Source organism: Flavobacterium sp. (genome assembly GCF_036759525.1).
Classification (GTDB): domain Bacteria; phylum Bacteroidota; class Bacteroidia; order Flavobacteriales; family Flavobacteriaceae; genus Flavobacterium.
The window spans coordinates 116,131-137,319 of the sequence record NZ_DAIOUN010000005.1; the positions used below are offsets into that span (position 1 = coordinate 116,131).

The 21,189-nt window shown below is 34.5% G+C and carries 18 protein-coding genes and 1 riboswitch; of the genes, 17 read left to right on the forward strand and 1 reads right to left on the reverse strand.

Features of this window, described 5'->3' with window-relative positions; genetic code table 11:
• Nucleotides 1–35: 35 nt before the first annotated feature.
• The 8 genes from V7M80_RS05985 to V7M80_RS06020 all read left to right on the forward strand — a co-directional run bounded on the left by V7M80_RS05985 (nucleotide 36) and on the right by V7M80_RS06020 (nucleotide 9,642).
• Nucleotides 36–1,028, forward strand: a complete 993-nt coding sequence (locus tag V7M80_RS05985) for an alpha/beta fold hydrolase (protein WP_333694725.1) — start codon at nucleotides 36–38, stop codon at nucleotides 1,026–1,028.
• Nucleotides 1,015–2,115, forward strand: coding sequence for an aspartate kinase (locus tag V7M80_RS05990; RefSeq protein ID WP_333694726.1), 1,101 nt, complete (start codon nucleotides 1,015–1,017; stop codon nucleotides 2,113–2,115). Before V7M80_RS05985 ends, V7M80_RS05990 begins: the two co-directional genes overlap by 14 nt.
• 139 nt (nucleotides 2,116–2,254) lie before the next feature.
• A riboswitch (SAM riboswitch) is annotated at nucleotides 2,255–2,362 on the forward strand.
• A gap of 257 nt (nucleotides 2,363–2,619) precedes the next feature.
• On the forward strand, nucleotides 2,620–3,639 hold the full coding sequence (locus tag V7M80_RS05995) for a homocysteine S-methyltransferase family protein (protein ID WP_333694728.1): 1,020 nt from the start codon (nucleotides 2,620–2,622) through the stop codon (nucleotides 3,637–3,639).
• On the forward strand, nucleotides 3,639–3,992 hold the full coding sequence (locus V7M80_RS06000) for a four helix bundle protein (protein ID WP_333694729.1): 354 nt from the start codon (nucleotides 3,639–3,641) through the stop codon (nucleotides 3,990–3,992). Before V7M80_RS05995 ends, V7M80_RS06000 begins: the two co-directional genes overlap by 1 nt.
• A gap of 1 nt (nucleotide 3,993) precedes the next feature.
• Nucleotides 3,994–6,711: a methionine synthase gene (gene metH / locus V7M80_RS06005; RefSeq protein WP_333694730.1), complete on the forward strand. Its 2,718-nt coding sequence runs from the start codon at nucleotides 3,994–3,996 to the stop codon at nucleotides 6,709–6,711.
• 76 nt (nucleotides 6,712–6,787) lie between these two features.
• Nucleotides 6,788–7,744 (forward strand): methylenetetrahydrofolate reductase [NAD(P)H], encoded by a 957-nt coding sequence (gene metF / locus V7M80_RS06010; protein ID WP_333694732.1) that lies wholly within the window; start codon nucleotides 6,788–6,790, stop codon nucleotides 7,742–7,744.
• Between the two features lie 62 nt (nucleotides 7,745–7,806).
• On the forward strand, nucleotides 7,807–8,892 hold the full coding sequence (locus V7M80_RS06015; protein WP_333694733.1) for an acyloxyacyl hydrolase: 1,086 nt from the start codon (nucleotides 7,807–7,809) through the stop codon (nucleotides 8,890–8,892).
• Between the two features lie 3 nt (nucleotides 8,893–8,895).
• Nucleotides 8,896–9,642: a head GIN domain-containing protein gene (locus V7M80_RS06020; RefSeq protein ID WP_333694735.1), complete on the forward strand. Its 747-nt coding sequence runs from the start codon at nucleotides 8,896–8,898 to the stop codon at nucleotides 9,640–9,642.
• Here the strand turns inward: V7M80_RS06020 and gldA are convergent, their stop codons facing one another.
• Nucleotides 9,643–10,542, reverse strand: coding sequence for a gliding motility-associated ABC transporter ATP-binding subunit GldA (gene gldA / locus V7M80_RS06025; protein WP_333694737.1), 900 nt, complete (start codon nucleotides 10,540–10,542; stop codon nucleotides 9,643–9,645).
• 231 nt (nucleotides 10,543–10,773) lie between these two features.
• Here gldA and V7M80_RS06030 point away from each other — a divergent pair, with 231 nt between their 5' ends.
• The 9 genes from V7M80_RS06030 (at nucleotide 10,774) to V7M80_RS06070 (ending at nucleotide 21,188) form a co-directional block, all read left to right on the forward strand.
• Complete coding sequence (locus tag V7M80_RS06030; RefSeq protein WP_333694739.1) at nucleotides 10,774–11,613, forward strand: prephenate dehydratase; 840 nt, start codon at nucleotides 10,774–10,776, stop codon at nucleotides 11,611–11,613.
• Nucleotides 11,614–11,657: 44 nt separating this feature from the next.
• Nucleotides 11,658–12,743, forward strand: coding sequence for a bifunctional 3-deoxy-7-phosphoheptulonate synthase/chorismate mutase type II (locus V7M80_RS06035; protein ID WP_333694741.1), 1,086 nt, complete (start codon nucleotides 11,658–11,660; stop codon nucleotides 12,741–12,743).
• Between the two features lie 83 nt (nucleotides 12,744–12,826).
• Nucleotides 12,827–13,330, forward strand: coding sequence for a hypothetical protein (locus V7M80_RS06040; protein ID WP_333694742.1), 504 nt, complete (start codon nucleotides 12,827–12,829; stop codon nucleotides 13,328–13,330).
• Nucleotides 13,331–13,432: 102 nt separating this feature from the next.
• Entirely contained in the window at nucleotides 13,433–14,401 is a 969-nt protein-coding gene (gene rsgA, locus V7M80_RS06045) for a ribosome small subunit-dependent GTPase A (RefSeq protein WP_333694743.1), read from the forward strand.
• A gap of 22 nt (nucleotides 14,402–14,423) precedes the next feature.
• Nucleotides 14,424–14,876, forward strand: a complete 453-nt coding sequence (gene dtd, locus V7M80_RS06050) for a D-aminoacyl-tRNA deacylase (RefSeq protein WP_333694744.1) — start codon at nucleotides 14,424–14,426, stop codon at nucleotides 14,874–14,876.
• A gap of 182 nt (nucleotides 14,877–15,058) precedes the next feature.
• Complete coding sequence (locus V7M80_RS06055) at nucleotides 15,059–16,882, forward strand: DUF3857 domain-containing protein (protein ID WP_333694745.1); 1,824 nt, start codon at nucleotides 15,059–15,061, stop codon at nucleotides 16,880–16,882.
• Between the two features lie 4 nt (nucleotides 16,883–16,886).
• Nucleotides 16,887–18,908, forward strand: a complete 2,022-nt coding sequence (locus V7M80_RS06060; protein WP_333694747.1) for a DUF3857 domain-containing protein — start codon at nucleotides 16,887–16,889, stop codon at nucleotides 18,906–18,908.
• 7 nt (nucleotides 18,909–18,915) lie between these two features.
• The gene (locus V7M80_RS06065; protein ID WP_333694749.1) at nucleotides 18,916–20,859 is read left to right on the forward strand and encodes a DUF3857 domain-containing protein; all 1,944 of its coding nucleotides are present in this window, start codon (nucleotides 18,916–18,918) and stop codon (nucleotides 20,857–20,859) included.
• Between the two features lie 2 nt (nucleotides 20,860–20,861).
• Nucleotides 20,862–21,188, forward strand: a complete 327-nt coding sequence (locus tag V7M80_RS06070; protein WP_026711001.1) for a nucleotide pyrophosphohydrolase — start codon at nucleotides 20,862–20,864, stop codon at nucleotides 21,186–21,188.
• Nucleotide 21,189 lies beyond the last annotated feature (1 nt).

Sequence of the window (21,189 nt, forward strand, 5' to 3'; positions counted from 1 at the left end):
AAAAGACAGTTTTTAAAAAAAGCTAGAAAATAACTATGAAAAATTTAAAAAAAATAGACTTATTTAATTTCAATTTAGAAATTGGAAAAGTCAGACCCTATATTCCGCTTTACTACGAAACGTTTGGTCAGCCCATCGGTTCTGCTCCCGTAGTTTTAGTGAATCACGCCTTAACCGGAAACTCAACCATCACAGGTGAAAACGGTTGGTGGAATGATTTAATCGGCGAAAACAAAACCATTAATACAAATGATTTCACCGTCATCGCTTTTAATATTCCCGGAAACGGTTACGATAATGTCTTCGGAAATCTCATTTCAGATTACAAAGATTTTACCATCCGTGACGTGGCAAGAATTTTTTGGGAAGGAGTATTTCATCTCCATATCCAAGAACTTTTCACCGTTATCGGCGGAAGTTTAGGTGGAGCAATAGCTTGGGAAATGGCCGCTCAATATCCCGCTAAAATTCAAAACCTAATCCCAATTGCAACCGATTGGAAAGCTACTGATTGGGTGATTGCCAACGTACTCATACAAGATCAAATTCTCATTAATTCCGATGATCCCATTGCCGATGCTCGTTTGCACGCGATGTTACTATACCGAACTCCGCAGTCTATCAACCAACGGTTTCAACGCAAACAACAGAACGTTTTTGAAGTAGAAAATTGGTTAACTAATCACGGTTCAAAACTCAAAAACCGCTTCCGATTATCGTCCTATAAATTAATGAATCATCTCCTAAAAACGAATGATATAACCAAAAACAGGAAGGATTTTGTAACTGTCGCAAGTCAAATTCAAGCCAACATTCACATCGTTTCTGTTGATACCGATTACTTTTTCATTGCTGAAGAAAATCGCGAAACCTATCAAAACCTAAAAAAAATAAAAGAAAATGTTTTCTATCACGAAATTCAATCCATTCACGGTCACGATGCTTTTTTAATCGAATCCAATCAATTAGCCACTTTTTTATCACCCATTTTCAAAACTCAAAACACACAAAAATATGTCAACGCTTAGAATAAATGTCATCCTCTTCGGAATCGGAAACGTAGGAAGCACGCTCATCAATCAAGTTTTGGAAAGTCAGCAATTTTTTCTCGAAAAAAGAAACATCGACCTCCGATTTCCAATCATAACCAATTCAACTGTAGCATTCTTCGAAAAAGAAGGTGTCAAAAACCAATGGGAAGCCAATTTTCAACAAGCCGCTTTTCCTTATTCCATCGAAGATATTGTGAATTATGTTCAAACCCATAACCTCGAAAATCTAATCGCCGTCGATGCCACTGCCAGCGATGAGTTAATCAAATTTTACATTCCGCTCATTCAAAATGGATTTAGCATCGTGGCTGCCAACAAAAAAGCCAATACTATGCATTTCGATTTCTACAAAGAATTACGTCGAAATCTTCAAAAATCCGATCAATATTTTCATTACGAAACCAATGTTGGTGCCGGCTTACCCGTTGTACAAACTATAAATGAATTGTATCTTTCAGGCGAAAAAATTACCAAAATCAGAGGTGTTTTTTCAGGTTCATTAAGCTATATTTTCAACCGATTTGGCAACGAAAACACATCGTTTTCCACCATTTTAAAAGAAGCCGAAAAATCCGGCTACACCGAACCCGATTCCAGAGAAGACCTTTCCGGAAACGATGTCGCCCGAAAATTACTCATCCTTGCCAGAGAAATCGGAATCCAAAAAGAGTTTTCAGACGTACAAGTATCTTCCCTTTTAGTGCCCAATTTAAACCAAGAAACTACCAAAGCCGAATACGCGTCAAACAAAAAATTGCTCGATAAACCTTATGAAATCGCCAAAATCACCCAAGCCGAAAACCACGTATTGCGTTATGTGGGCGAACTCGATGTAATCAACCAAAAACTCGAAGTTAAACTCATTTCAACCCCAACAAATTCAGCACTCGGACAACTCAAAGGGGCCGACAATCTCATCGAAATTTACACCCAATCCTATGGCGAAATCCCCATCGTCATCCAAGGTGCCGGTGCCGGAAAACAAGTCACCGCCCGAGGCGTTTTAAATGATATTCTCAAAATTGCCGAAAAAATAAAAGTAAAAGAATCTGTTTTCATTTAATTTTAACCAACCAAATAACTAAATAAATTGGTATTCTTAGAATATTTTTCTGTATTGTTATAAATTAAAATAAAAAATAGAAAAATATTCTAAAATATCAATTTTGTCTTTATATTTGCCCCGTTCATACACATACTGGTCGTTATCACGAAAGCCGGAGGGACTAGACCCTGTGAAAGCTTAGCAACCCTGCAACTGTAGAAGGTGCTACATTCTATCTCGTTCAAAAAACGAGAACAGATAACTCGTTTATTTCCTCTATTTCTTGATAATTTTTTTGTTAGAAGCTAATCCCGCTATTCATTACAAGCTTTTTTGTCTTGTTGCTTTTTTCTAAGTCAAAAAAGGAGCTTCCTTTGGTCGCTCTATTTTGCCAAGAAAAAATGCAACAATCCTGCAAAAGGCTTTCTACTTCTATCGGGGCTAGGCGTCAGTGCAACAAAGAAGTAGTGGTGAACTTTGCGAAAACCCTTTGCGAACTTTGCGGTTAAATAAAAAATTAAAATGTCAAAAATAGAAAAAGCCATACAAGAAAGAATCCTTGTCCTCGACGGAGCGATGGGAACCATGCTGCAACGAAACAATTTCTCCGAAGAAGATTTCCGTGGCGAACGTTTCAAAGATTTCCCTCATCCGCTAAAAGGCAATAACGACTTACTTTCCATTACCCAACCCGAAGCCGTAAAAGCCGTTCATCGAGCCTATTTTCAAGCAGGTGCAGATATTGTAGAAACCAACACGTTTTCCGGAACTACCATCGGTATGGCCGATTATCATCTCGAAGATTTGGTGTACGAACTCAATTATCAATCCGCCAAAATTGCCCGCGAAGTTGCCGATGAATTCACCGATAAACCTCGTTTTGTCGCCGGTTCCATCGGTCCAACCAATCGAACCGCATCCATGAGTCCGGACGTTAATGACCCAGGATTTCGTGCCGTAACATTCGACGATTTACGCATTGCTTACAAACAACAAGTAGAAGCTCTAATTGACGGTGGTTGTGATGTATTATTAGTAGAAACCATTTTTGACACCCTCAACGCCAAAGCAGCTCTTTTTGCTATTGAAGAAGTTAAAGAAGAACGAAACATTGATATTCCGGTTATGGTTTCCGGAACCATCACAGATGCTTCCGGACGAACACTTTCCGGTCAAACCGTTGAGGCTTTTTTAATTTCCATTTCACATATTCCATTGTTAAGCATCGGATTCAATTGTGCTTTAGGAGCAGACCAATTGAAGCCCTATTTGAAACGGTTGGCGATGAATACACAACTCAATATTTCCGCTCATCCCAATGCAGGCTTACCCAATGCATTCGGTCAATACGACCAAACTCCGGAAGAAATGCAAGGCTTAATCCGTGAATATTTACAAGATAATTTAGTCAATATCATCGGGGGTTGTTGTGGCACAACACCGGAACACATCAAATTAATCACCGAAGTGGCAAAAGAATTTAAACCGAGAAGAGTTGATGGTTGTCAGTTGTCGGTTGATGGATCAAAAATTGCATACTAATGGAATATACAAAACTTGAAGTTTGGATAGTATCCAGAAAATTGGCAAATCTTGTTTATACTGTAACAAAAAATTTTCCAAAAGAAGAATTATTTAGCTTAATTAACCAAATACGAAGATGTGCAGTTTCTGTTCCTTCAAATATAGCAGAAGGGTGTGGAAGGCAAACATCCAAAGAAACAATTCATTTTTTACACATTTCTAGGGGTTCTTTGTATGAATTAGAAACACAAATATATTTATCATTAGATCAAAATTATTTATCAACTAACGATTTTGAAGATGTTTTACAACAAATTCAAATATGTAAACGATTGATAAATGGGTTTATTAATTACTATAAAAAATTATGAAATGAGTATTGATAAGACCAACAACCAACAACCAACAACCAACAACTATTTAAAATTATCCGGTCTCGAACCGCTTATTATAACTCCAGAAACGAATTTCGTAAACGTCGGCGAACGAACAAACGTTACCGGTTCACGAAAATTTCTTCGTTTGATCAAAGAAGAAAAGTTCGAAGAAGCTCTTGATATTGCTCGTGCTCAAGTAGAAGGCGGTGCCCAAATCATCGATGTCAACATGGATGAAGGAATGTTGGATGGTGTTCAAGCCATGACCAAATTCCTGAATTTAATTGCTGCCGAACCCGATATTGCTCGTGTTCCCGTTATGATTGACAGTTCCAAATGGGAAATCATCGAAGCCGGATTAAAAGTCATTCAAGGAAAAGGAGTCGTCAATTCCATTTCGCTAAAAGAAGGGGAAGAAACGTTCATCCATCACGCCAAATTAATCAAACGTTACGGAGCAGCTGTTATCGTTATGGCATTTGACGAAAAAGGTCAAGCGGATACCTATGAAAGACGTATCGAAATCTGTAAAAGAAGCTACGATATATTAGTCGATAAAGTAGGTTTTCCAGCCGAAGATATTATTTTCGACCCTAATATTTTTCCGGTTGCAACCGGAATGGAAGAACATAAATTTAATGCGTTGGATTTTTTCAGAGCCACTAAATGGATTCGTGAAAATCTACCTTTTGCTCATGTTTCCGGTGGTGTGAGTAACGTTTCCTTTTCTTTCCGTGGAAACGACAAAGTACGTGAAGCGATGCATTCCGCTTTCCTATATCATGCCATTCAAAACGGAATGACCATGGGAATTGTGAACCCTGAAATGCTGGAAATTTATGATGAAATCGATGCAACTTTATTAGAACATGTAGAAGATGTTTTATTAAACCGAAGAGAAGATGCCACTGAACGACTTTTGGCTTTAGCCGAGAGTTACAAAGGTGTACTTTCCCACCCTTCGGGGGGGATTAAGGGGGGGATGGAATGGCGAAATGATTCCGTTCAAGAACGATTAACCCATTCATTAGTTAAAGGAATCGATGAATTCATCGAAATTGATGTGGAAGAAGCCAGACTAAATGCTTCAAAAGCCATCGAAGTTATCGAAATCAATTTAATGGCTGGAATGAATGTCGTTGGCGATTTATTCGGAAGCGGGAAAATGTTTTTACCTCAAGTCGTAAAATCGGCTCGAGTGATGAAAAAAGCAGTGGCTTATTTACTTCCATTTATAGAAGCAGAAAAAGATTCAACCGCTTCATCATCTGCTGGAAAAGTATTAATGGCAACGGTAAAAGGTGATGTTCACGACATTGGTAAAAATATTGTGGCAGTTGTTTTAGCTTGTAATAATTTTGAAATCATCGATTTAGGCGTAATGGTTCCGCCGGAAAAAATCATCGAAACTGCAATTCGTGAAAATGTGGATATCATTGGTCTAAGCGGATTAATCACACCATCGTTGGATGAAATGGTTTATTTAGCCAAAGAAATGGATAAATTAAACTTCAAAATTCCAATTATGATTGGTGGAGCAACAACTTCTCGTGCTCATACCGCTGTAAAAATTGCACCCGAATATAAAGAAACGGTTGTGCATGTGAATGATGCTTCGCGAGCGGTGACAGTTGCAACGAATTTATTACAACCGGAGACAAAAACAGCTTACGCCAAAACAGTTCGAGAAGAGTATAACCAACTTCGCGAAGGTTATTTGAATAGGAGTAGAGAAAAGAATTTTCTATCGATCGAAGAAGCCAGAAAAAATAAATTACAACTCGATTGGAAAAATTATCAGCCAACAAAACCCAATTTCATTGGAACAAAAACTATTGAAGTTGAATTGTCCGAATTAGTTGATTTCATTGATTGGACTCCCTTTTTTCAATCTTGGGAATTGTATGGAAAATATCCGGCTATCTTGACCGATGAAGTAGTTGGTGAACAAGCGACTCATTTGTATGCAGATGCTCAAAAAATGTTGGAACAGATAGTCAATGAAAAATGGTTTACCGCCAAAGGGATTTTAGGAATTTTTCAGGCAAATTCGATAAATGATGATGACATCTCTGTTTTCCCGACAACCGACAACCGACAACCGACAACCTTTTTAACACTTCGCCAACAATCTCAAAAAACTGCAGGTGCTCCAAACATCGCTCTTGCCGATTTCATCGCTCCAAAAGAATCCGGAATTCAAGATTACATCGGCTGTTTTTGTGTGACAACCGGCTTTGGTGTAGATGAAAAAGCATCCGAATTTGAAAAACAATTAGACGATTATAACTCCATTTTAGTAAAAGCCTTGGGCGATCGATTGGCGGAAGCTTTTGCAGAATATTTACATTTAAAAGTACGAAAAGAAATTTGGGGCTATGCTTCCGATGAAAAGTTATCCAATGAGGATTTAATACAAGAAAATTATACAGGAATTCGTCCGGCACCGGGTTATCCCGCATGTCCGGATCATTTGGAAAAACCAACCATTTGGAAATTGTTAAATGTAGAAGAAGAAATTGGTGTGAAATTGACTGAAAGCATGGCAATGTGGCCTGCAGCATCGGTATCCGGTTATTATTTTGCCCATCCGGAAAGCAAATATTTTGGATTGGGAAAAATCAAAAAAGACCAAGTAGAAGATTACGCCAAACGTAGAAATAGTAGTGTAGAAATGGCGATGAAATGGCTTTCGCCGAATATAGCAGAGTAATAATTTGTTTTAGGTTTCAAGTTTCAAGTTGTTCAATCAACCTGAAACCTGAAACCTGAAACCTGAAACTTAAAACATGAAAGTAACCCAACATATCGAAAACGCCAATGGCAAACCTTTATTCTCATTTGAAATTTTACCGCCATTAAAAGGTCAAAATATTCAATCTATTTTTGATTCGATTGATCCATTGATGGAGTTCAATCCACCATTCATTGATGTAACCTATCATCGTGAAGAATATGAATTCAAAGAATTACCAAGCGGATTATTGCAAAAGAAAATTGTAAAAAAACGTCCGGGAACGGTTGGCATTTGTGCCGGAATTCAAAATAAGTACGATGTAGATGCCATTCCACATATTTTGTGCGGTGGTTTTACAAAAGAAGATACCGAAAATTTATTAATTGATTTAGATTTTTTAGGCATTGATAATGTAGTGGCATTGCGAGGAGATGCTTTGAAAAACGAAATTTATTTCAGACCCGAAAAAGAAGGAAATGAGTACGCTTCCGAATTAGTGACACAAATCCACAATTTGAATAAAGGAATTTATTTGGATGAAGATTTACAAAATTCATCGTGCACCAATTTTTGTATAGGTGTTGCCGGTTACCCTGAAAAACACATGGAAGCACCAAGTATGGATAGCGATATTCATTTTCTGAAACAAAAAATCAAAAACGGAGCGGATTATATTATTACGCAAATGTTTTTTGACAACAAACGTTTTTTTGATTTTGTTGCCAAATGCAGAGCTGCCGGAATCACTGTACCCATTATTCCGGGATTGAAACCCATTGCTACCAAAAAACAATTGAATTTGATTCCGCATCGATTCAAAGTGGATTTACCAGACGATTTGATAATGGCTGTTGTAAAAGCAAAAGATAATGATGCCGTAAAACAAATCGGAATCGAATGGTGTATTGCACAAAGCAGAGAATTGGTTGCAGCCGGAATTCCGGTATTGCATTACTATTCTATGGGAAAAGCAGAAAACATCAAAGCAATTGCCAAAGAGATATTTTAAAGTAGCCTTAAAAGTTTTCGTACTAAATATATTCTATTATATTTGCCGGTATAACCTTTAAAATGAAGAAATATCAATACTTACTATGGCTTTTTTCTTTTTTTCTTCATGCTCAAGAAAAAACAGAAACTACCGCAATAGATGTTTCTTTCATACGAAGTAATGTCCTGCCTCATACAGATGATTTGCAACATTTTTTACAAGGTCATCCCGAAGGGATTATGATAAGTTTGTATAAAAAAACCTACGGGAATGAAGAATGGGAAAGAGCTTTTGATTATCCGGATTATGGGGGTTATTTTATATTTCAAGATTTTAAAAGTGACATCTTAGGAAAGGTTTATGGAGTGGGAGCACACTATAATTTTTATTTTTTGAATAGAAGTTTAAAGTTTAAAATTGCTCAAGGAATTGCCTATACGACCCATCCTCATGATAAAATTACAAACAATAAGAATGCTGCTTTTGGGTCAAGAATTGTAGCCAACACCAATTTTTCATTAAACTACACGAGACCTTTATTTCGTTCTTTTGATTTACAAGCCGGTATTTTATTTACACATTTTTCCAATGGAAGAATTAAAGCACCCAATAGTGGTGTGAATACCTACGGAATTAATTTAGGTTTGACATACCACCTCGAAGACCCATTGGAATTCAAAAAAGACACACTTCCCAAACCCCAATTTTCAGAACCAATACGCTACAATATTTTGATGCGAATGGGTATTAGTGAAAGTTCAATCGTAGGGAGTGGTCAGAAACCCTTTTTTCATCCGGCATTTTACATTGATAAACGAATAAATCGAAAATCAGCGTTGCAATTAGGTGCGGAGTTATTTTTTTCTCAATCCTACAAAGAGTATATAAAATTCATGGCAATAGCCTACCCTAATGAAGAGGTAACTATTGATACTGATTCTAGAAGAGTTGGGGTATTTGTAGGATATGAATTATTTATAAATAGAATTTCGTTGGAAGCTCAACTGGGATATTATGTTTACCAACCTTATAAATCAGACATTCCGGTTTACGATCGTTTAGGAATGAAATATTATTTTACTAATAAAATGTACACCGGATTATCAATTAAAACACATGTTTTTTTGGCTGAGGCTATGGAATTTGTGGTTGGTGTTAGATTGTAACTTATGAAAATATTGTATGTAATTATTGTTTCTTTTGTATTATTTGGTTGCGAAAATCCAGGTGATTGTATAAAATCTACCGGAAGTATGGTGACCAAAGAAATTGAAGTAGAGCCTTTTGAGTATATTAGAGTTTATAAAGGGATTGGTTTAGTTATCAAACAAGGAGATGAATACAAAGTAGAGGTTCGTTCCGGAAAAAATTTAATTGATGATATACAAGTTCTAGTTCGTGAAAATACTTTATTTATAAAAGATAAAACTACTTGCAATTGGGTTAGAGACTACGGACAAACAACCGTTTATATTACGGCCCCTAATTTGATTGAAATTCGCTCTAAAACGGAACAAAGAATTATTTCGGATGGGGTTTTAAGTTATCCATTACTTAGATTAATTGCCATGGATAAAGATGGAGACGGCGAAGAGGGAGCCGGTACGGGTGATTTTATTATGGAATTGGATTGTAACCAATTTGTAATTGAAAATAATAACGTTGCCAATTATTATATTTCAGGTAAAACAAACGACTGTTTTATTGGTTTTTATAATGGAAACGGTATACTTCGTGCCGAAAATTTAGAGATAAATCAATTGAGTTTTTACCACCGAGGATTTAATGATATACATGTAAATGTATCCCAATCTATAACAGGAAATCTTTATGCTACCGGTAACTTAATACTCTACTCCAATCCTGAAAATGTAGATGTAACACAACACTACCAAGGAAGGTTAATTTACAATTAGTTATTTGGAAGTTTTTTCTCTGAAAATTTGTTCTAGCTTTTTACTTTTTAAATGCAATTGAAGTGTTTTTAACCCATTTGCAGTAGCAAAATCAAACAAATGTGAACGCATATCTTCATTTGAAACAAAAGTCAATTCCCATATGTGTTCTGAAATAGCTTTTGCTTCTTTTAAATTAACGAGTGTGTTAATTAATTCTGAGGTTACAGGTTTGTCAAATTCAACTTCTAAAAGTTGTTCTTGTTCTTCTTGAATAAGTTTGTTTAAAGTTTTATCTGTAATTATTTTACCATGATTTATAATTAAAACTCTATCACAAATAGCTTCAACTTCTTGCATGATGTGAGTAGATAAGAAAACCGTTTTATCGCGACCAATATTTTTAATTACCTCTCTAATTTCGGCTAATTGGTTTGGGTCAAGTCCGGTAGTGGGTTCGTCTAAAATTAAAACTTGTGGGTTATGCAGTAATGCAGCAGCCAATCCAACTCTTTGGCGGTACCCTTTAGATAATTGACCTATTTTTTTGTGTGATTCCGGAGTAAGCCCTGTTAATGCTATAACTTCATCTACTCTTTTAATGTCAATTTTGTAAATTTCTGCGTTATAATTCAAATATTCGCGTACATAAAAATCCAGATAAAGTGGATTATGTTCCGGAAGATACCCTACTATTTTACGTACTTCTTTGGGATTCATTTTTACATCAATTCCGGCAATTTTGGCATCGCCATTATCGGCTTGAGTATAAGTAGTTAATATTTTCATTAAGGTAGATTTTCCAGCACCATTTGGTCCTAAGAAGCCTACTATTTCTCCACTTTTTACTTCAAAACTAACATTGTCCAAAGCTTTTTGAGTTCCGTAATTTTTAGTTATATTTTTAACGAATATTGACATATACTATAGTTTTAGGCAAATGTAAAGTTTTTTTGAATACTTGGTTTTAAATAAAAAATTAATATATTAGCCAAAATTAATCAATCTATGATTGCAATAAGCAACACTTTTAAATCTCATTATCACTTCTTGTTTTATAAACTAAGAAAGGGATTGTTTTGTTGTGTAAGGTAAATTTTTAATTCACATTCAGTAATACAATCCCGTCTTTTGACGGGATTTTTTTTTATTATGAAAAAAATAAGTGTAGCAATTCAAGGCATACAAGCTTCTTTTCATCATCAGGTGGCTTTGTCTTACTTTGGTTCAGAGGTTCGGGTAGTGGAGTGTAAATCATTTGCAGAAGTCTCAAAATCAATCAGTCAATCTCAGTCTGATTTTGGTGTTATGGCTTTAGAAAATTCTATTGCAGGTTCAATAATACCCAATTATGCACTAATTGACACACATAATTTGCAAATTATCGGCGAATATTATCTGAATATACAATTAAATTTAATGGGGTTTCCGGGTGTTTTACTTGAAAATATTACAGAAATTCATTCACACCCTATTGCATTATTACAATGTTCGGTCTTTTTAGAACAATTTCCCAAGATTAAATTGATAGAAACAACAGATACTGCAGCTGCAGCTAAAAACGTTAGAGAAAATAAACTTTTGCATGTAGGAGTTTTGGCAAGTCCGCTCGCTTCTCAACTATACCAATTAGAAACGATTAAATCGGCTGTTCATACTGTAAAATCAAATAAAACCCGTTTTGTGATTTTGAGTAAAGAGAAACATTTATCACAAAAAAGCAGTCCTAATAAAGTTTCGGTAAAATTTGAATTGGATGATACACCGGGTAGTTTAGCAACCGTTTTAAACGTTCTTAATACGTCACAACTCAACCTAACTAAAATTCAATCTATGCCAATTATTGAAAAACCTTTTAAATATTCATTTTTTGTTGATTTTGTTTTTTCAGACTATGCTTTTTTTGAAAAAGCCAACCGCTTACTGCAAATTATGACAACAGAATACAAAGTTTTAGGGGAATATCAATCCGGAAAATCAAATTTAGATTAAGAATATTTTCAAAAAAAGAGATTAACTTTACACTCAGAAAAACTATGGAAAATAATAAAGAATTCAGAACGTGGTTGCAAGATTTTCAACTTTCGCATCCACTTGTAATTGCCGGTCCTTGCAGTGCTGAGACTGAAGATCAAGTGCTCCAAATAGCACACGAATTGAAAAACTCAGATGTAAGTATTTTTAGAGCCGGTATATGGAAACCCAGAACAAGACCCGGCGGATTTGAAGGAGTAGGAGAAATCGGTTTGAAATGGTTGCAAAAAGCAAAAGTAGAAACGGGTCTTTTAATGGCTGTTGAAGTTGCCAATGCAACTCATGTGAAATTAGCTTTACAATATGATATAGATGTATTGTGGATTGGGGCCCGAACCACAGTAAATCCTTTTGCAGTTCAGGAAATTGCTGAGGCTTTAAAAAATACCGATAAAATAGTATTGCTAAAAAATCCAGTAAATCCAGATTTGTCTTTATGGATAGGTGGATTGGAACGATTAGCCGGAGCCGGAATTTCAAAACTCGGTGTAATTCACAGAGGTTTTTCTACGTATGAAAAAACGAAGTATAGAAACAATCCGGAATGGCAAATAGCTATCGATTTCCAAAATCGATTTCCAGATTTACCCTTAATTTGTGATCCATCACACATTACAGGGCGTAGAGATATGATACAAGAAGTTTCTCAGCAAGCACTTGACCTCAATTATGACGGATTAATTATAGAAACTCATATTGATCCCGATAATGCTTGGAGTGATGCTGCTCAGCAAGTCACGCCAGATGTATTAAAGCAGATTTTTATTGAATTAAAAGTTCGGAAACAAACCGATGATGCCGATGAATTTGTATACAAGTTATCAAAACTACGTACGCAAATAGATGAGTTTGATCAAAAGATTCTCGAAATTGTAGGGAGAAGAATGGCAATAGTAGATCAAATAGGTGTTTTGAAGAAAGAAAAAAATGTAGCAGTTCTTCAAAATAAAAGATGGAATGAAATTTTAGCTAAAATGACAGAGAGTGGAATGCAAAAGGGTTTGAGTGAAGATTTTGTAGTACAATTGTTCAAAGCAATTCACCAAGAAAGCATTTTACATCAAGAAAAAATAATAAATAAAAATTAATTTTTGTTATTGGCATAATTTTCGTACTATCGCATCAAAATATAATAACATAAATAACAAACATGATGAAAAAATTATTTTTTATGGCATTACTTTTTGTAACTGCCGTTGCTACAGCTCAAGTAGATAAGATTTACAAACACAATGGAGAAGTTGTTGAAGGTAAAGTGGTTAAATTGGAAGAGTACACGGTTATCTTCAAATACGATGGTGAAGATGCTGAAAACACAATTGGAAAATATGCAGTTGAAAAAATTGTATATGGTAAAACGGGTCGTGTTGAAGAAGTAACCGAAAAAATCGTTGTGAATGGTGAGGCAGATTGGGAAAAAGTAGTTATTTTAGAAGAAAAATCTTATATAGCTGGATTGAAAAAAGTTGACGAAATCCGTGGAAAAACAGGTTTAATTAACTACCATACCGGTAATACAGCTGATAAAAAAGCAGAGAAAAAATTGAAAATGGCTGCAGCAGCAATGGGTTGTCCTTTCATTTTACAAACAGCTGATAAAACCACTGTTGGAGCAAACTCAAACCAATTGGGAGGTTCTCAAGCTATTAAAAAAGGGATTGCTTACAAATACTAATATAGTGTTTAAAACACCAAGAAAGAGTTGCAATATGCAGCTCTTTTTTGTTTTTATAGATTCTGAAATTAAAGATTTAAAGAATTGTAATATCTTTGCTTCATGACAGGAATTGTTTATAAATCTACCGGAAGTTGGTACACCGTCAAGACAGAAGAAAATCATTTTTTTGATTGTAGAATCAAAGGGAAATTCCGCATGAAAGGGATCAAAAGTACCAATCCTATAGCTGTAGGCGATATAGTAGATTTTGAGTTGGACGAAACCTCTGATGAAACCATAGGATTGATTCATAATATTCATGAGCGTACAAACTATATCGTTCGAAAATCAGTGAATCTCTCCAAACAATCGCATATCATTGCTTCAAACATAGATGTTGTTTTTTTATTGGTAACGATTAACAATCCGGTAACCACCACGAGTTTTATTGACCGCTTTTTGGTAACAGCAGAAGCTTATCATATTAAAGCGGTTTTGGTTTTCAATAAAATTGACACCTATGACGAAACAACTTTAGAAGACCAGCTTTACCTTCAGTATGTATATTCTCAAATTGGTTACGAATGTCTACGGGTTTCGGCTACAGCCGGAAAAGGGTTAGAGGTATTAAAGAACATGATGAGAGGTAAAGTGTGTATGTTTTCGGGTCATTCCGGTGTTGGTAAATCAACATTAGTCAATGCTTTAGAACCTAGTTTAAATTTAAAAACCAAAGAAATATCCGATCTGCATCAGCAAGGTCAGCATACTACAACGTTTGCCGAAATGTTTGACTTGTCTTTTGGAGCTAAAATTATTGATACACCTGGGATTCGCGGATTTGGCATTGTGGACATGGAAAAGCAAGAAATTAAAGGCTATTTTCCAGAGTTTTTTGCTTTGGAAGACCAATGTAAATTCAATAATTGCTTGCATAAAGATGAGCCGAATTGTGCCGTTAAAACCGCTTTGGAAGAAGATAAAATCGCTTGGTCTCGCTATAAAAGTTATCTTCAAATTCTTGAGGGAGATGAAGAACAATACCGAAATGATGTTTATGCAGAGGGAAAGAATTCTGATTTAGATTAACCATTCACCAATTTACCAAAAGATGAAAGCTGTTATCCAAAGAGTATCACAATCATCAGTTACTATTGAAGGAGAAATTGTAGCTTCTATTCAAAAAGGATTGCTGATTTTGGTGGGAATTGAAGATGCCGATACCCTGGAAGATATTGAATGGCTTTCGTCTAAAATTGTAAACCTTCGTATTTTTGGTGATGAAAATGATGTAATGAATTTATCCGTTAAAGATGTGGGTGGCAATGTTATCATTGTGAGTCAATTTACGCTTCATGCCTCAACTAAAAAAGGCAATCGACCTTCTTATATAAAAGCGGCCAAGCCTGATATAGCTATTCCGCTTTACAATCAATTTATTCAACAAGTTGAAAATGACTTGGCAAAAAAAGTCCAAACTGGACAGTTTGGTGCGGATATGAAAGTTAATCTTGTCAATGATGGACCTGTGACAATTCTTTTTGACACAAAAGACAAAATTTAACATTCAATTATAATTTTTTTTTTATTTTTGAACACCACGATTTATTTCCACAACAACAAATAGAATACAGTCTAATTGCAAATTCTCTTTGCAAAAGAATTACTATTTAAATGATGAAAAAGTTTTTACTACTGTCAATCCTTCTTTTAAAGTTGGATTTCTCTTCAGCACAAAGTATCAGCATGCTTAATTTGCAACCTCAATTAAAGGAAAATGCCAATGCTTGTGTTCGATTAAATAAATTAAATGTTACAATTACTTCCCGAAAGTCAATGAAATTGGTTTTGGAACGAATAGTTACAGTTTATAATGAGTATGGGGTAAAGCATATGAAAGCAGCTTCACATTATGATAATTCTACCAAAATAAAATCTATAGAAGCTACAATTTTTAATGGATTTGGACAAGAAATTAAAAAATTGAAAAGGAAAGATTTTAGAGATAACAGTCTAGCAGATGGGTTTTCAATTATTGGCGACAATAGAATTTTATATTTAGATTATACTCCTATTCAATATCCATTTACTTTGGTTTTTAAAACAGAAATTGAAACTTCTAATACAGCTTTTCTTCCTTCATTTAGACCTTTAGAAGATTATTATTTGAGCACTGAAAAGGCTGAACTAACGTTCAATGTTTTACCTGAATTGGGACTGAAATTTAAGGAAGTAAACCGAGATGAAAAAATAAAATATTCTGAAAATAATGGGGTTGTAACTTTTACTGCCGAAAATATTCCGGCTCTTAAAAGAGAAGAATATGCCCCCTCTATGCAAAAAATGGTTCCCAATGTTCTATTTAGCCTTACTAAGTTTCATCTTGAAGGGGTTGATGGAGAAGCAGACACTTGGGAAAATTTTGGAAAGTGGATGTATGCTAAGCTTTTAACAGGAACAGATGAATTGCCTGAAACAACCAAACAAAAAATGAAAGCCCTTGTGGGGAATGAAAAAGATCCGGTTAAAGTGGCTCAAATGGTTTTTCAATACGTTCAAAACAAAACACGATATGTGAGTATTCAATTAGGCATCGGAGGCTGGAAGCCTATGCTGGCAAAAGATGTTGATCGACTAGGCTATGGGGATTGTAAAGCCTTAACCAATTATGCCAGAGCTCTCCTTGCAAGTGTTGGTGTTGAATCCTATTACAGTGTTGTTTATAGAGGTTCTGAAAAAGAAGATATAGATGAAAATTTTGTTTCCATGCAAGGCAATCACGTTATTCTGGCTATACCTGTAAACCAAGGAATACAGTGGATGGAATGTACCAGTCAAACTATGCCTTTCAATTTTCAAGCGAATGATACCGATGACAGATTGGCTTTATTAGTTAAACCCGATGGGGGAGAATTGGTTCGAACTTTGGTTTACACACCAAGTCAAAATAAACAAGAAACAAAGGGAAGTTACGCTTTACATGCTGATGGTTCAATATCTGGAAAAATCACCATACTATCTACCGGTTTTCAATATCAAAATAAGTTCGAATTGGAAAATCAATCCCAAATTGATAAAGAAAAGTTTTATAAGAATTATTTTAATGCCATTCCCAATTTAAAAATTGAGCAAGCAAAATATAAAAATGATAAAGAGCAAGTTCAGTTTACAGAGGAGTTAGAGTTAAGTGCCTCAAGTTATGCCTCAAAAAACGGAAGTAGGTTGATTTTTGCATTAAATGCATTCAATCAAAACAGTAATGTACCACCACGATACAAAGATCGAAACAATCCTTTTGAAATATCCAGAGGGTATAATGATATAGATATTGTTACAATCAATATCCCAAAAGATTTCCAAATTGATGCCAAACCTACAAATGTTGAAGTCAATTCTAAATTTGGAAGTTATTCTCTAACTTTTGAATATTTTGATGATAAAATTATTTTCAAAAGAAATTTAATTATAAACGATGGTCTTTTTGGAAAAGAAGATTACGAAGAGTTTCGAAAATTTAGAGACCAAATTGCCCGAAATGATAATTCCAAAATTGTTTTAATAAAACCCTAACTATATGAACATGAGATTTTATTCTTCTATTTGCACTATCTTTTTTTGTTTTGCTTTTTCATTTTCTCAAAAAATAGAACTTGGAAATGTTACAATTAACGAACTTACACAAAAACAACATCCCAATGATCCTTCTGCTCCGGCAGCTTACCTTTTTCAAAAGGGCACTACAACTTTTGATTATTCAGAATCAGATGGGTTTTATATATCAACTGTCATTGAGTCAAAAATTAAAATCTACTCCAAAGACGGATACGATTTTGGAAATTTTGAAATTTCTTTTTACACTCCAAGTAGCGGTTCTGCAGAGAAAGTCGTAATTTCAAAAGCATATACCTACAATGAAGTGGGTGGTAAAATTGAAAAAATAAAACTTAAAAGTTCCTCTGAATTTACAGAAAAAATAAACAAGAATTGGTCACAAAAAAAGATTGCTTTATCTGATGTAAAAGAAGGTTCCATAGTAGAATACAAAGTCGAAATTAGATCTCCTTACATAACCAATTTCCCCGTTTGGGATTTTCAAAAAGCTGTGCCTGTTGAGTATTCTGAATACAATACCCATATTCCCGAATATTTTTTTTACAACATTCATCAAAAAGGAACCCTAGCTCCTGAGGTCAAACAAGTAACTCGAACAAATGCAATAAACTTAAGTTATAAAGAAAATAATTTGACGGGAAATGTTATGCAGTTACCTAAAACAGTTACAGAGAAAGTAGAATTTAAAGAAAATCACACTACTTATATTTTACAAAACATACCGGCTATTAAAAATGAGTCATTTGTAAACAATATAAACAATTATAGAGTTGCATTACATCATGAATTGGCGGGCAGAAGAATGCCAAATAGCGGTTATGATGATTATGCAACCAACTGGGAAACAGTAGCTAGAAGTATCTATGAAAGCGAGAGTTTTGGAGAAGAGTTGAAACGAACTTCTTTTTTTGAATCAGATTTAAATTCCTTGATAGGCGGTGTCTCAGATGTGAACACAAGAGCTTTTATGATATTTAATTTCGTTAAAGAGCGAATGAATTGGAATGAAAGGTATGGCTTTGTAACGGATGAAGGTTTGAAAAAAGCGTATTCTCAAAAATCCGGTAATACAGCAGATATCAATTTGTTACTTTTATCAATGTTGAGATTTGCAGGAGTTGATGCCAATCCTATTTTAGTTAGTACCAGATCAAATGGTGTGCCTTTATATCCAAACAGAACCGCTTTTAATTATGTGATTGTAGCCATTGAAATTCCGGATGGATTGATACTTCTGGACGCCACAAACAAATTTAGCGTACCTAATATTCTTCCCACAGAAGCTTTAAACTGGAATGGAAGATTAATTCGTAAAAATGGAAGTTCTACAGCGGTCAACTTAATGCCTGGTTTCTTATCAAAAGAAGCTACTACGGTAATTGCTTCTCTCAATGAAGAAGGAACTATTACCGGAAAAGTGAGAATTCAAGAATCAGAATACAATGCTTTTTTATATAGAAATTCTAGTTTTGGGCTATCAAAACAGTCCAGTATTGAGAGGCTAGAGAAAAGCCATAATGGTATAGAAGTAACCGATTTTAAAGTTACTAACGAATCCGATTTGTCAAAACCAATTGTAAGAGATTTTTCTTTTATTCACAATAATTTAGTTGAGGTAATCAGTGGGAAAATGTATTTTTCACCGATGTTGTTTTTTGCTTTATCAGAAAATCCGTTTAAGATGGACACACGGGAGTTTCCTATAGACTTTATATTTCCCAGAACTGATAAATACGCAATATCTGTAACAATACCTGAGGGTTACAAAGTAGATTTTTTACCTGAGGCTTCAAATATTGTCTTAGAGGACGAGATGATTGTTTTTAAGTATAATGTAAAACAAGTAGGGAATATCATTCAATTAGCAGCTCAAATCGATATCAATCAATCGATTGTTGCACCCGTTTATTACGATATGCTAAAAGGCTTTTTTAAAGCATTTGTTGAAAAAAATAACGAAAAAATTATATTAAGTAAATCGTGATAAAAACATGAAAAACTCACAAATAGTATTTTTAGTTTTAGTATTTAATTTTCAATTTATAATAGCTCAAAATTATAAGCTTGGTAAAGTTTCAGAACAAGAGTTAAAGGAAACTATCTCAAAAATTGATGCCAGTGCCCCAGCCGAAATTATTTTTATGAAAGGGAAACACTCCATAGATTTTGATGCTCAAGGATATGCTGTTTTAACAACAGAGGTAGATACGAAGATTAAGATTTTTTCTAAAGAAGGATATTCTTGGGCAGATTTTAAAGTCCCTTTTTACGTTGGAGGTAGATCGGGGTCAATTTATTTCACAGATGCTTTTACCTACAACTGGACAGATAACAAAATTGAAAAAACAAAATTAAAAAGTGAAAGTGAGTTTCGTGAAAGAATAAACGATAATTGGGAATACAGAAAAATTTCAATGCCTAATGTCAAAGAAGGATCGATAATAGAATACAAATATGTAATCAAATCACCATACATTACCTCTTTACCTGAATGGTTTTTTCAATTTAAAATTCCGGTTCAATATTCAGAATATACTGTTCATACCCCAGAGTTTTACAGGTATAATGTCTTGTTAAAACCCTATTTAGATGTAGCTCGTACTGAGAGGGTCCAACGCAATGTAGGTCAGAACTTTAATGAACTTGTTACAGTTTATAAAGTTTTCAATGTACCCGCTTTTAATGATGAGAAATATGTATCTAACGTAAACAATTATATTTCATCTGTCAGCTATGAATTGGCTTCTATTAAACAATCGGATGGTTCTGTCAAGAATTTATCAGTTAGTTGGGAGGATGTTTCTAAGTCAATTTATGATCATGAAAGTTTTGGAAAAGAATTAAATCAAACCTCATATTTTGAAGATGATTTAAATAAACTAATGGCTCAAAAAAAGACACAAGAAGAACTTTTAACAAGCATTTTTAATCATGTTCAAAGCCAAATGAATTGGAATGAAAGATATGGATATTTATGCGATTCAGGAGTTAAAAAAGCTTATCGCGAAAAGTCTGGAAGTGTTGCTGAAATCAATTTAATTTTAACTTCATTTTTACGTCAAGCTGGTTTTAAAGCAAATCCGGTGTTGGTAAGTACTCGTTCTAATGGAATTGCAATTTTTCCAAATAGAACGGCTTATAATTATGTGGTTTGTGGAGTCGATTTTTTGGGTAAAACGGTATTGCTCGATGCAACATCAAAAAATACAGTTGTAAATAGTTTGCCTTTTAGAGCATTAAATTGGTTAGGACGAATGATCATGCCGGATGGGAAATCTGTAGAAATAGATTTAATGCCCAGTACTTTGTCTAAAGAAAACAATACAGTATTGGTTCATTTTACTGATGAAGGATTATTAGAAGGTAAAGTTAGAAAACAACATTTTGATTATTATGCCTATGGTTTCAGAGAAAATTACGGAAAACTTAATAAAGCTACAAATATTGAGCGATTAGAGAAAACCTATAAGGGTTTGGAAATTAGCGAATACAGTGTTGCCCATGAAGAGGAAAAAAACAAACCTATAGTTGAAGATTTCTCTTTCTCAACGGATCAATTTGTAGAAAAAATTGGCAATAAATTGTATGTATATCCACTTCTTTTTTTGACAGAAACCGAGAATCCATTTAAAGTTGAAAAAAGAGAATATCCTATTGATTTTCTTTTTCCAAGACAAGATAAAAATTCGATTTCTATAACTATTCCTGAAGGATACGAAATCGAATCACTACCTGAGCCGAGAAGTTTGCAATTAGAGGATGGTTTAGTGTCATTTAAATTTAACTGTAGTTCCAGAGGAAATATCATTCAGGTAATTTCTAGTTTTGATATAAATCAGTCTATAATTTCGCCTGTTCACTATGAATCAATTAAACTTTTTTTCAAAAACATGATTGAAAAACAAAATGAAAAGATAATTTTGAGAAAACTTTAATTATGAACCTCCAAAACGCCCAACTCGAAGTAGATAACTGGATCAAAAACCACGGTGTTCGCTATTTTAACGAATTAACCAATATGGCTCAACTTACTGAAGAAGTAGGTGAAGTAGCCCGAATCATCGCCCGTCGTTACGGCGAACAATCCGAAAAAGAAAGCGATAAAAACAAAGATCTTGGCGAAGAATTAGCCGATGTGGTCTTTGTTGTGCTTTGCCTCGCCAACCAAACCGGAGTTGATTTACAAGCCGCTTTTGATAAAAAAATGGACTTGAAAACCAAACGCGACCACGACCGTCATCACAATAACGAGAAATTGAAATAGA